The sequence below is a fragment of the Bacillus sp. DU-106 genome, from assembly GCF_004799705.1.
In the GTDB taxonomy this organism is placed as follows: Bacteria; Bacillota; Bacilli; order Bacillales; family Bacillaceae_G; genus Bacillus_A; species Bacillus_A cereus.
This window is the reverse complement of record NZ_CP026607.1, coordinates 1,701,655-1,714,399: the sequence shown is the minus strand read 5'-3', so window position 1 is coordinate 1,714,399 and position 12,745 is coordinate 1,701,655. Positions and strand designations below refer to the sequence as shown.

Here is a 12,745-nt window from a genome sequence, read left to right as displayed (position 1 = left end):
TTTTCATTTATACTCTCTTACTCTATTTCTTTACTAATTCTTTCGGTGCATGAATCCAGCTCATCATTTCACGAAGCTCTGCTCCCACTTTTTCTAATTGATGATTTTGTTCTGCTTTTTTCATTGCGTTATACGTCGGACGCCCTGCTTGATTTTCTAAAATCCATTTCTTCGCAAATTCACCTTGCTGAATTTCTGTCAGAACACGCTTCATTTCCTTCTTCGTTTCATCTGTAACAATTCTCGATCCTGTTACATAATCTCCAAACTCTGCCGTATCTGAAATAGAATGGCGCATAGTCGTTAATCCACCTTCGTACATTAAGTCAACAATTAGCTTTAATTCATGCAAACATTCAAAGTATGCAATTTCAGGACGATATCCACCTTCCGTTAACGTTTCGAACCCGGCCTTCACAAGTGCAGTTACCCCGCCGCAAAGTACAGCTTGCTCACCGAATAAATCCGTTTCGGTTTCTTCTTGGAATGTCGTTTCAATTACCCCCGCACGTGTACACCCTACACCTTTTGCATACGCCAGTGCTACATGTAGCGCTGTTCCCGTCGCATCTTGATGCACTGCGACTAATGCTGGAACACCATTTCCTTCTTGAAATACACGGCGAACGAGATGACCTGGACTTTTTGGCGCGACCATCGCTACATCTACGTAACTTGGCGGATTAATTTGTCCGAAGTGAATGTTAAATCCATGTGAGAAAAGTAACATTTGTCCTTCACGAAGATTCTCTTCTACCTCTGCTTTATACACATGAGCTTGCTGTTCATCTGGCAATAACATTTGTACAACTTGTGCGGTTCGAACCGCTTCTGAAACAGACATTACTTCAAATCCATCCGCTTTCGCTACTTCATACGACTTACCAGGACGAACACCAACTACAACCTCTACACCAGAATCACGTAAATTTTGTGCTTGCGCATGACCTTGTGATCCATAACCAACTACTGCAACAGTTTTTCCTTGTAATAACTCTACATTTGCATCTTTTTCATAATATGTTTTCATATTCCATACACTCCTTATAATTTATTTACTTGCAGAACATCAATTAATTTTTTCAACTGACTAACAAGTAATGTCGCTTCATTTTCAGTACAAACTGCTGTGAGTTTCATTTCAGAAACACCACTAGTATCTCTTTCTTTTAAATGTAAAGAAGAAATATAATAACCACGCCGAGCAAAAATCCCACTTATACGTAATAAGACGCTTGGCTCGTTATGAATAACGAGTGAAAAAGTATGACTCATTCTTCCCACCTCTTCATAATCATTTCGTTATTCCCTTTGTTTGGCGGAACCATCGGAAATACGTTTTCACCTTCTTCTACACAAAAATCAACTACGACAGGACCTTCATAAGCAAATGCTTCTAACATCACTTGTTTTGCCTCGGTTGAATTTGTTGCTCTTAATCCCTTTACTCCATAAGCTTCTGCTACTTTCACAAAATCTGGTGATCCAATTTTTGATTCTGATAAACGATTTTCATAAAACATTTCTTGCCATTGCCTTACCATCCCTAAAAATTTGTTATTTATGATAAATACTTTTACAGGGATGTTATTTTCAGCAATTGTTTGTAGTTCTTGAATGTTCATTTGAAAAGAAGCGTCACCTGCAATACAAATGACAAGTTCTTCTTTTTTAGCTAGCTGAGCACCAATTGCTGCTGGAAAACCAAACCCCATCGTTCCTAATCCTCCAGAGGTAAGGAACGTCCGAGGTTTTCTTGCTTTATAGAAGTGAGCAGCCCACATTTGATGCTGACCTACTTCTGTTGTGACAATCGCTTCACCATTCGTTAATTCACTTACTAAGTTGATCACATGCTGTGGTTTTAACTCAGATTCTTTTTGCTTATAAGAAAGTGGATATTCTTCTTTCCATGTCTTTACTTTCTGAAGCCATTCGTCTGTTTGTGTATAAATAGACATATGTAACAGCATGTGTAACGCTTTTTTTACATCACCAACAATCGGATGTTTTACAGTTACATTTTTATGAAACTCAGAAGAATCAATATCAATATGTACTTTTTTCGAGTTTGGAGAAAAAAGTTCTAATTTTCCTGTTACACGATCATCGAAGCGAACACCTAATGCAAGTAGTAAATCACATTCTGTTACCGCCATATTAGCAGCGTATGTCCCATGCATACCAAGCATCCCTAGAAACAATGAATCATCCGGTGGATATGCACCAAGTCCCATTAAAGTTGAAACGACTGGAATACGGTTCTCCCTTGCGAATTCGAAGAGTTCATCGGATCCACCTGAATGAATGACACCTCCTCCAATATAAAGAAGTGGACGCTTAGATTTTGAAATTGCTTTAGCCACCTCTCTAAGTTTCATGCTGTCTGGTACAAATTCTGGTTTATACCCCGGAATATCAACTTCTTCATTAAAGAAACTGGTGACTTTTGCATTTTGAACATCTTTTGGAATATCAATTAATACTGGTCCCGGGCGCCCGCTTTTGGCGATGTAAAAAGCTTCTTGCACAATTCGTGATACATGATTCACATCACGAACCTGGTAATTATGCTTCGTAACAGGTACTGTAATTCCGACAACATCCGCTTCTTGAAATCCATCTTTACCAATTAAAGGCGTTGCAACTTGCCCGGTAATGACAACTAAAGGAATCGAATCCATATAAGCGTCTGCTAAGCCCGTAACTAAATTTGTCGCCCCTGGGCCAGAGGTAGCAAAGACTACCCCGACCTTTCCAGAAGCCCTCGCATATCCTTCAGCCGCATGAATGGCAGCTTGCTCATGACGAGTTAAAACATGTTTCAAACCACTTTCGTATAACGCATCGTATACTGGTAAAATCGCTCCGCCTGGATAGCCGAAAACGGTCGTTACACCCAATTTCTTCAAACATTGAATCACGTGCCCAGCGCCTGTCATTTCTTCATACTGTAACTTCTCATACGCTGTATACTGCTGCTTCATTTCCATTAACTCCTCTCCTTATTTATGCTAAGCTTTCCGTCAGCCCGGGAACACGTACTCCTCTTTCTCTCGTTAATTTTTTAAATTCTTCGGTCAATTGTTTCGTTACACTTCCTGGTTTCCCATCTCCAATTTCTCTGGAATCAACTTTTACAACTGGAATTAACTCCGCTGCTGTTCCTGTTAAAAATACTTCATCCGCTACATATACATCATGGCGAGTGAACGGTCTTTCCTCACACGGAATACTCAGTCGCTCACATAGCTCGATAACACTATTTCTCGTAATACCTTCTAATGCTCCTAAATAGGATGGCGGGGTTAATACTTTTCCATCTTTCACAACGAAAACATTATCACCAGAACCTTCACAAACATATCCTTGTTGATTTAACATAAGAGCCTCTAACACTCCTGCTTGTGCTGCTTCAATTTTTACAAGTACGTTATTTAAATAATTCATTGACTTAATACGTGGATCTAACGCATCTGGCGTATTACGTCTTGATGCAACAGATACAACGCTTAGCCCATTATCATAAAATTCTTGTGGGAATAACTTTAATTGTTCTGCAATGATAATTACGCTCGGCTTCACACAACTTCTCGGATCGAGCCCTAAGTCACCTTTTCCTCTTGAGACAATTAAGCGAATGTAAGCATCAGTATATTCGTTTTTTTGGAGTGTATGTAAAACTGCTTCTTCCATTTCTTCTACCGTCATTGGAATTGTTAGTAAAATAGATTTCGCTGATTCATACAATCGTTTCACATGTTCTTTTAAACAAAATACATTTCCTCCGTAACTACGAATCCCTTCAAATACACCGTCTCCGTATAAAAAACCGTGATCATATACTGAAACAACTGCCTTTTCTTTTTCTACAAATTCCCCATTCATGTAAATGTACTGGTTTCCCATCTCACATCGCTCCTCTTTTTTTCTCTATTTTTTGCAATCTATTTCTACATCGATTGCTGAGATGAGTATTTTTAACAGAATATTCAGTATATAAACCTTAAAAATATACTCGTCTCAACAATCGATTACTTACATACTTGTAGCAATCCATTGCTGAGACGAGGGAATCGTGGTACCACTCAGCTTCCTTATACTTCTCACGAAATATAAGCTCTGCAAGTCCAATTAGACTTTTGTTTTTCTATCGGGAACAACCCCGCTACTTTTTACTAGTTTTCAAAAGTAGTGCTCCAAGGTGATTTTCAATGAGTAAATTGTTACCACCCTCACAGCCTCGGGGCAGCTCTCTGAAACAATCTTTATCATTTACTCTCCTCTTCTACGCATTCTCTTCTTCTATTTTTAAAAATAAAAACTCTCGCCTCAGCAATCAACTACTACAATTTAGTAGCTTTGATTGCTGAGGCGAGAGTTTCGCGTTACCACTCAGCTTCCTTATACTTCTCACGAAATATAAGCTTTGTAGGTCCAATCAGACCTCCGTCCTTTTACCGGAGACGATGCCGCCGCCCTCTACTCAGTTTCCCTTTCGCAAGCGATGCTCCGAGGTGATCTTCAATGATTCGATTGTTACTACCCTCACAGCCTTGGAGTAGCTCTCTGAAACGATCATAATCATCTACTTTCCTCTTCTTTGCATATACAACATATAAAGTTAGAAAATTCTTAATTAACTTTTATTTGTTACACGTATTATAGGACGTTGTTCTTTTCGTTGTCAATATGTTTTTTTCAAAAAAAATCAAAATTCATTCTATTTATTTTTTCTCAAATCAAAATTGGAATGCATTACTTACATACACTCATATATTACTTAAGTATGTTTGCATTACTACATAAAGAAAAACTTATAAAGTTTATGAGGAGATGAGGAAACTATGTTAAAAGGGAAAGTAGCGTTAGTTACAGGAGCAAGCCGAGGAATTGGACGAGCGATCGCTAAACGTTTAGCAAATGACGGTGCATTGGTTGCTGTTCATTACGGTAGTCGAAAAGATGACGCTGAAGAAACTGTTCATGAAATTCGATCAGATGGTGGCCAAGCTTTTTCTATCGGCGCAAATCTAGAATCCTTACACGGTGTAGAAAACCTTTATAACGCTTTAGATACTGAATTACAAAAGCGCACTGGTGAAACACAATTTGATATTTTAATAAACAATGCTGGCATTGGTCCTGGTGCTTTTATTGAAGAAACGACTGAACAGTTTTTTGATAGAATGGTTTCAGTAAATGCAAAAGCTCCATTCTTTATCATTCAACTAGCACTACCACGTTTACGTGACAATAGCCGAATTATTAATATTTCATCCGCTGCCACCCGCATTTCTTTACCTGATTTTGTTGCATATAGTATGACGAAAGGCGCTATTAATACAATGACTTTTACGCTAGCAAAACAGCTTGGAGCACGAGGAATAACGGTGAATGCAATACTTCCAGGATTTATTAAAACAGATATGAATGCAGAACTCTTGAGCGACCCGATGATGAAGCAGTACGCTACTACTATTTCCGCTTTCAATCGCTTAGGTGAAGTAGAAGACATTGCCGATACTGCTGCATTCCTTGCTTCTCCAGACAGCCGCTGGGTTACTGGACAATTAATTGATGTGAGCGGAGGATCTTGTTTGTAAAAAACATATATTTTCAAATCTTTTTTATTGCGCAATAAAACAATTTATATAATACTATATAAAACATATACATTTAGGAGGATTACAGCAATGTCCGAAAAAACATACGAACTCGCAACCTTCGCAGGCGGTTGCTTTTGGTGCATGGTAAAACCATTTGATGAACTTCCTGGTATTCATAAAGTACTTTCTGGCTATGCAGGAGGTCATGTAGAAAACCCAACATATGAACAAGTAAAAGCTGGAACATCTGGACATTTAGAAGTTGTTCAAATTACATTCGATCCTTCTATTTTTCCTTATCAGAAATTACTAGACTTATATTGGCCACAAATCGATCCAACTGATGATGGCGGACAATTTTTTGACCGTGGTCCATCTTATCGTACCGCTATTTTTTATCATAACGAAACACAAAAAGGGCTTGCTGAAAAATCAAAACAAGCTCTTGCAGAAAGCGGTATGTTTAAAGATCCAATCGTGACTGAAATTCGTCCTGCTGCACCTTTTTACGAAGCAGAGGAATACCACCAACATTTCTATAAAAAGAATCCAGAGAAATATGCTACTGAGCAAAAAGAATCTGGGCGTGAAGACTTTATAAAAGAAAATTGGCAAAAAAAATAATAAAAACGCATCGTGCTTTTTTAGTACGTTGCGTTTTTATTTTTGATAAAAGTACCATACAATTAACAGAACAATTGCTGTTAGTGACCAAAGTACTATCTCGTTTTTCACTCTATTCTTTTTCTTAGTCATTTCATTCCCTCCTAATAACTATTAAACATATTCAATTTTTTCTTTGTTTAATTGTCCATCTTATATACGTGAATACATCCTTACAAATTCTAATAGCAAGACCACCAATAATTCCGATTGCAATGGAAATTACTAGCATCTGTCCAAAACTAAAAGAATTTGTGTACATTATGTAGAGAAAGATACATATAAGTAAAACATCCGGTAAAGAAAGTAAAAACCTTTTAAGCATTCCTTTATCTCCTCTATACTTTTTAATTTATATCTTCTACTGTAATTTTGAAATAAAATTTGTTCAAAAATTCCATTTACACCCTCATTTTATGAAAAATAATAAGAATCCCTTTTCAAAAGAGATTCTTATTCAGCAGATTTAAGTTTAATTATTTTCTACATATCCTATTCCATAATTACTCCTAAAATAGAATAATATTACTAATGATTTATTGTAAATTGACTATTTGCCAGGTAACCGAATGTCGCGCCAGCTACCTACATCGCATTGGCCAAATTCATTATTACCTACCGCGATCACCGTACCGTCTGATTTTAGTCCGACTGTATGTGCACAACCAGCCGCTATCGCTACAATATCTCTCCAATCACTTACGTTACATTGACCATACTCATTCCAACCCACTGCGACCACGGTACCGTTTGATTTAAGTCCGATTGTATGATTCGTACCAGCCGCTATTGCTACAATATCTCGCCAGCCACTTACATCACACTGGTTATGTTTATCATTCCCCACTGCTGTCACCGTACCGTCTCGTTTAAGACCAACAGTATGAAGATACCCAGCCTTGACCGCTACAATACCTCGCCAGCTACTTACATTGCATTGACCATATCGATTATTCCCCACAGTCGTCAATGTGCCGTCCAATTTAAGACCGACTGTATGCCAGTCACCCGCTGTGACTGCCACAATACCTTGCCAACTGCTTACATTGCATTCTCCTTCTTTATTTCGGCCCACCGCTACTACCGTGCCATCCGATTTCAGGCCAATAGTACGACGCCACCCTGCCGCAACCGCTACAATATTATGCCAATCGTTTACATCACATTGTTCATGCTTATTCCAACCCAGTGCTACCGCAGTACTGTCACATGTAAGACCGATTGTATGAGCATTACCCGTGTTCGTTGCCATATGAACATTGCCCACTGCGACTGCTTCAATATCTCGCCAGCCACTTACATTACATTCTCCTTCTTTATTTCGGCCCACCGCTACTACCGTGCCATCCGATTTCAGGCCAACTGTATGACAACGCCCCGCCGCTATCATATCTTTGGGCCATCGCTTCACTTTTTCTTTCGATAAAAGGTAATCCATGTTTTACCTCCTTGCATATAAGCAACTGTATCATAATAGATATTTTTATCAAATTTCATTATAAATCTACATTTACAAAGAAAGCTTATTTTACTTCTTCAAAAAATAAAAACCTCCAGTTTAAATACTAGAGGTTTTCTCGTTATTTCTTCAATCGCTCAATAAAATCATGTAATTTATCAAGTGACTTCATATTCTGATTGCAAGCTACACCATCTTTGCAAATGTAGTTTCCCTTTTTAACGAAAGTTCCTGGTACATCGCCTTTAATTTCAACTAAAAACATTCCTACTTCTTCATGTCCATGACATAACGAACAAATGCTTTTTTTATTTAAACTTTGGAACGTTCCTTGCAGACCAACAAATTTATTTTTATCATTTTTCGCTATAATAAATTTCCTGCTTGACCCCTTATCAATCCAGCTTAAATAAGATATTTCTTTCATATCCATTTCTTCCATATCAGGAAGTTTTAACTTTTTCGCTTTAGGAAATAATTTTTTTAATGTTTGTGCTGTAACTTCTTGAAACGGAATTACATACGGATTTATTTTCATTAAAAATGATTCTGCATCTTCTCTATTTTGAACTGTTAATACCGTATCAATTAACTCTTTCTGTTCATCCGTTAAATTCTCAAATACATGTATTATCTTTTCAATCGCAAGCGATTTTAACGCTTGAATTACACCTCTATCATTTGCCGTTGCATGCCCGTTTGCTAAAATATAAGCTTGTGATTTTATAAAATTATATTGATCACTTCTAATAAACGCTTCCATCTTTATCACTCCATACAAATTGTTGATCTAGTTTTATTGTATACAATGATTACATTTTTTGATATGTAAAAGATAACTTAGAAACAAACATTACATATATCACTTATTCTCTACCGCTGCATTTCCTGACAAAAGAAGCCATCATCTGTTTTCCATTCCGCATATAATACGTCTTCAAATTTAGTAATTCCTTTTTGCTTTATTTGTTTATAAAGCCATCCTTCATCAAATCCCGCTTCCCTCAAATTATCCTTAACTACTTTTCCATCACTAATTAATGAAATTGGTAAGTATACAGGCTTATGTTTTAAACTTAAATCATTTATAGTAGGAGATTCGTATTTACTTTTTTTCAGAACGCTTATGTTTCCGTTCGGTTCCAATATCATATATTCAACTTCTCGGATTGAAAATATATCTTTTTGTTGCCTAAGCATTTGTTGTAATTGGTTTATATCCAAATGATTTACGCTTAATTGTTCACGATCAATCTTTCCGTTACGAATAATAATTGAAGGATACCCTTCAAAAAACCTTCTTGTTCCTCTTACTTTTTGTGTTATCACTTCTATAGTATAAATTAAAATTACCCAAACAAATACTGAATATAAAATAGACCATACTTTAATTTTAGGATCATATATTGAATTTCCAACGAGCTCACCTAGGACGATTGCAGAAATAAAATCAAATGGCGTTAGCTGAGATATTTGTGTTTTCCCTAATATTTTTGTAGCAATTAATAGAACAAAAAAACCAACTAAAAGCTCTATCGTTATTTGTCCAATATGATTCATATATGTTCACCTTTCTACTTTTCAAGTGCTCTGTATACCATTTAATAAAAAAACGGCACATTTTTTCTATTATCATGCCCGTTCACGCCTCATATATCCAATACACATAAAACAAAAAGAGTCTGATTCAAAGTAATATATGAATCAGACTCTTTTCCTCTTATTTAGAATACACAATCTTTTTAATCGTTTCCCCAGAAAGAAAATATTCTTCTGCAAGTTGATGAATAGCAATCCCACTTTTAAACGCTTCTTTAATTGCTTTATTTCTTTCATCTAGTTGTTTTCTTCCGCCAGATCGTGTACCCCATTTATAATGTTTCGTTTCTTGTTTCGGAATGTAAATTGTTTCACCTTGTATATACTTTTGAATTTCAGTAATTAAACTCTCTGGTAAAACAGCATTAGCTTTTACGTATTTCATTTCTGCTCGCCCCTTATTTTTTATGGTTCATTTCAATAAGGTGCAAAGCCAAATATAAAAAATGATACGAGCTCATATAGGCGATTGTATATTACTTGTCTACCTCACGCAAAGTATCGCCATTTCCATACTTGGCTTTGCATGAGACGTTGCAGTGTCTGGCAATTGAATTATAATCGCCATATAAACACCTCCTAATATACCTTTTGCATTTTATTATATGATAAATTCCTTCTCCTTGCATCCACACCCTTCTTAAAGCACGAAATTACTTAGTTTGATATAATACTTTTTAACTGAATTAAAAATCATTGTGAGGTTACATTATGAAGAAAAAAATTATCATTACAATCGTTACACTATTCTTTATTATCACGGCATTATTCGGAACATACAAATTGATGAACGCAAGAAGCTTTCAATTATTTGGAGATTTAACACAACGCGTAGAAACAAATGAAAAAGTGATTGCTTTAACTTTTGATGATGGCCCTACTAACAATGTAAAACAAATATTACCGCTACTAGATAAATACAACGCTAAAGCTACTTTCTTTTTAATTGGAAATGAATTAGAGCAAAATTTATCGTTAGGAGAAGCTATCACGCAATCTGGGCACCAACTTGGAAACCATACATATTCTCATAATAGAATGGTTTTCAAAACACCTTCTTTTATTAAAGATGAAATAGAAAAAACGAATTCATTAATCCGCCAAACAGGATTTACAGACGAAATTGATTTTAGGCCCCCTAACGGTAAAAAGTTAATAGGGCTGCCATATTATTTAAATAAAAACAATATCGAAACAATCACATGGGATCTTGAGCCCGATACTTTTTATAAATCTGCGGCTGATAAAATTAAATACGTTAATAAAAATGTAAAACCAGGTTCTATCATTTTACTGCACTCTATGTATGATGAGTCTAATGAAAATTTACAAACGATTGAAGGTATTTTAGATTCTTTATCTAAGAAGGGCTATCAGTTCGTAACAGTAAATGAATTGCAAAAAAGAGCAAAATAAAAAGGTAGCGTATCTTTGTATGATACGCTACCTTTCTTTTTATATAATGCCAAGTACATTTAAGAATACGATAATAATCGCAATTGGTGCGATATAACGAAGTAAGAATAACCATAATACGAATAGTTTATAACCTTTATTTTTACTTACACCTAGCTCTTTCATTAATACATCTTTCTTCATTTTTAAAGGAACAAAGATAGAAACTAATAATACACCAAGTGGCATTAATACGTTACTTACTGCATAGTCCGCTAAATCAAAGACTGTCTTCCCGAAAATCTTCAGATCACTTAATATACCGAATGATAATGCTGATGGTACCCCAACAACGAAGATTAATAACCCTACGATTAAGGCCATTTTTTCACGTTTCCCTTTACCTTTTGATGTTAACGATGCAACACTAATTTCTAACATCGAAATTGCTGATGTAATCGTAGCGAAGAAGAATAGTAATAAGAAAACGATGAAGAATAATTTTCCGAATGCCATTTTACTGAAAATAGCTGGCAATACGATAAATAATAGTCCTGGTCCTTGAGATGGTTCCATCCCAAATGCGAACACAACTGGGAAAATTGCAAGTCCTGCAAGTAATGTAATAACAAGAGTTAAGGCTACGATAGAAAATGCTGAACGTGGTAAGCTTTCTTCTTTCGGTAAGTATGAGCTATACGTTACCATAACGGCTACCCCAACAGATAATGAGAAGAACGATTGCCCCATTGCGTATAAAATAACTTCTGATGTTACATGTGAGAAATCAGGTTGTAAGAAGAAACGAACGCCTTCTCCAGCACCATCTAACGTAAGTGCACGAACGATTAATACAAAGAATAAAACGAATAGTGCTGGCATGAAATATTTATTTACTTTTTCAACACCATTTTGTACACCTTTACTTACGATGAAAATAGTAATAAGGATGAATAATAGCTGTGATCCAACTGCTAAATATGGATTGGAAATGATTTCACCAAACGTAGCTTCGTATGCTCCATTTCCTTCCCATAGTCTACCTGTAATTGCATTCCATAAATATAATAAAATCCAGCCTCCTACAACACTGTAGAAAGAAAGTAATATGAAACATGTTACAATTCCTAATTTACCTAACCAAGGCCATAACGTTTTAGGAGCAATCTCTCTATATGCATCGACAGCCTCTTTTTGTGTACTTCTTCCAATAACAAATTCAGCTAATAATAGCGGTAAACCAATTAATAATGTGAAACCGATGAAAATTAGGAAGAACGCTCCGCCTCCTCCAATGCCGGCCATATATGGGAATTTCCAAATCGCCCCAAGACCAATTGCCGAACCTGCTGCAGCTAATACGAAACCTAATTTCGATGTCCATTGCTGTGAATTCATTTGTTAATCTCCTCTCTATCTCTTTTTCTTTGTTACAATTCGGTATTTATATTGTTCTATCAATACTCTTTTCTAATACGTTCACTTCCTCCCTAATAATAAAAAAACGCCCCTACGTAAATACGTAGGGACGACAAAATTATCGCGGTACCACCCTAGTTGTGAAGAACACTAAGAAACCACCTAAATAAAAACGCCCCTACGCAAAAACGTAGGGACGATAAAATATCGCGGTACCACCCTAGTTATGAAGCCACACCAAAGTTAGGACCTAAATAAAAAACGTCCCTACGTAAATACGTAGGGACGATAAATATCGCGGTACCACCCTAGTTGTGAAAAAATCTTCACCACTTTATTTGATAACGGTATAAACTACCGTCTTTCATTTCCTCAAAATATGAGATTTATGAAAGATGCTCCAGGACGAACTTCATGAATAATCTATATACTGATTCACACCAACCATCAGCTCTCTGAAATAGGGAGATATTCACTACTATACCCTTTCATTGCCCAAATATTATTTTCCGAATTGATTACTATCATTTTTATCACACATTAAAAATAGTGTCAACTTATATTTCGAATTTTTATGTATTACAATATATTTAAAAATTAG

The 12,745-nt window shown here is 36.1% G+C and carries 13 protein-coding genes and 2 other annotated features; of the genes, 3 read left to right on the top strand and 10 right to left on the bottom strand.

The window, feature by feature from the left end:
- Positions 1 to 22: 22 nt before the first annotated feature.
- Genes ilvC through ilvE form a run of 4 tightly spaced genes read right to left on the bottom strand, consistent with a single transcriptional unit; the run spans position 23 to position 3,909 of the window.
- The gene (ilvC, locus tag C3Y97_RS08915) at positions 23 to 1,030 is read right to left on the bottom strand and encodes a ketol-acid reductoisomerase (protein WP_000861143.1); all 1,008 of its coding nucleotides are present in this window, start codon (positions 1,028 to 1,030) and stop codon (positions 23 to 25) included.
- Between the two features lie 14 nt (positions 1,031 to 1,044).
- The gene (locus tag C3Y97_RS08910) at positions 1,045 to 1,275 is read right to left on the bottom strand and encodes an ACT domain-containing protein (protein WP_000019909.1); all 231 of its coding nucleotides are present in this window, start codon (positions 1,273 to 1,275) and stop codon (positions 1,045 to 1,047) included.
- On the bottom strand, positions 1,272 to 2,987 hold the full coding sequence (gene ilvB / locus C3Y97_RS08905) for an acetolactate synthase large subunit (RefSeq protein WP_136363733.1): 1,716 nt from the start codon (positions 2,985 to 2,987) through the stop codon (positions 1,272 to 1,274). The genes C3Y97_RS08910 and ilvB overlap by 4 nt, the downstream gene beginning before the upstream one ends.
- A gap of 22 nt (positions 2,988 to 3,009) precedes the next feature.
- Positions 3,010 to 3,909 carry a branched-chain-amino-acid transaminase gene (gene ilvE, locus C3Y97_RS08900; RefSeq protein WP_000528161.1) on the bottom strand — a complete coding sequence of 300 codons (900 nt, stop codon included), beginning with the start codon at positions 3,907 to 3,909 and terminating at the stop codon, positions 3,010 to 3,012.
- A 151-nt stretch (positions 3,910 to 4,060) separates the two neighbouring features.
- Positions 4,061 to 4,300, bottom strand: a binding site (T-box leader).
- Positions 4,301 to 4,847: 547 nt separating this feature from the next.
- Between ilvE and C3Y97_RS08895 the strand changes: the two genes are divergently transcribed.
- Positions 4,848 to 5,606 carry an SDR family oxidoreductase gene (locus tag C3Y97_RS08895; RefSeq protein WP_000911822.1) on the top strand — a complete coding sequence of 253 codons (759 nt, stop codon included), beginning with the start codon at positions 4,848 to 4,850 and terminating at the stop codon, positions 5,604 to 5,606.
- A gap of 90 nt (positions 5,607 to 5,696) precedes the next feature.
- Positions 5,697 to 6,233, top strand: a complete 537-nt coding sequence (msrA, locus tag C3Y97_RS08890; RefSeq protein WP_001291883.1) for a peptide-methionine (S)-S-oxide reductase MsrA — start codon at positions 5,697 to 5,699, stop codon at positions 6,231 to 6,233.
- A 163-nt stretch (positions 6,234 to 6,396) separates the two neighbouring features.
- Here the strand turns inward: msrA and C3Y97_RS08885 are convergent, their stop codons facing one another.
- The 5 genes from C3Y97_RS08885 to C3Y97_RS08865 form a co-directional block, all read right to left on the bottom strand.
- Positions 6,397 to 6,597: a hypothetical protein gene (locus tag C3Y97_RS08885; protein ID WP_136363279.1), complete on the bottom strand. Its 201-nt coding sequence runs from the start codon at positions 6,595 to 6,597 to the stop codon at positions 6,397 to 6,399.
- Positions 6,598 to 6,822: 225 nt separating this feature from the next.
- Entirely contained in the window at positions 6,823 to 7,710 is an 888-nt protein-coding gene (locus C3Y97_RS08880; protein WP_000385090.1) for an RCC1 domain-containing protein, read from the bottom strand.
- 142 nt (positions 7,711 to 7,852) lie between these two features.
- On the bottom strand, positions 7,853 to 8,494 hold the full coding sequence (locus C3Y97_RS08875) for a FusB/FusC family EF-G-binding protein (protein ID WP_000387072.1): 642 nt from the start codon (positions 8,492 to 8,494) through the stop codon (positions 7,853 to 7,855).
- 110 nt (positions 8,495 to 8,604) lie between these two features.
- The gene (locus C3Y97_RS08870; protein ID WP_001015543.1) at positions 8,605 to 9,291 is read right to left on the bottom strand and encodes a DUF421 domain-containing protein; all 687 of its coding nucleotides are present in this window, start codon (positions 9,289 to 9,291) and stop codon (positions 8,605 to 8,607) included.
- Between the two features lie 160 nt (positions 9,292 to 9,451).
- Entirely contained in the window at positions 9,452 to 9,715 is a 264-nt protein-coding gene (locus tag C3Y97_RS08865; RefSeq protein ID WP_000878325.1) for a CD3324 family protein, read from the bottom strand.
- A gap of 326 nt (positions 9,716 to 10,041) precedes the next feature.
- Between C3Y97_RS08865 and C3Y97_RS08860 the strand changes: the two genes are divergently transcribed.
- The gene (locus C3Y97_RS08860; protein ID WP_000726860.1) at positions 10,042 to 10,746 is read left to right on the top strand and encodes a polysaccharide deacetylase family protein; all 705 of its coding nucleotides are present in this window, start codon (positions 10,042 to 10,044) and stop codon (positions 10,744 to 10,746) included.
- 39 nt (positions 10,747 to 10,785) lie between these two features.
- Here C3Y97_RS08860 and C3Y97_RS08855 read toward each other — a convergent pair whose 3' ends face one another.
- The gene (locus tag C3Y97_RS08855) at positions 10,786 to 12,123 is read right to left on the bottom strand and encodes a sodium-dependent transporter (protein ID WP_001088187.1); all 1,338 of its coding nucleotides are present in this window, start codon (positions 12,121 to 12,123) and stop codon (positions 10,786 to 10,788) included.
- 299 nt (positions 12,124 to 12,422) lie between these two features.
- Positions 12,423 to 12,645 (bottom strand) — a binding site (T-box leader).
- Between the last annotated feature and the right edge of the window lie 100 nt (positions 12,646 to 12,745).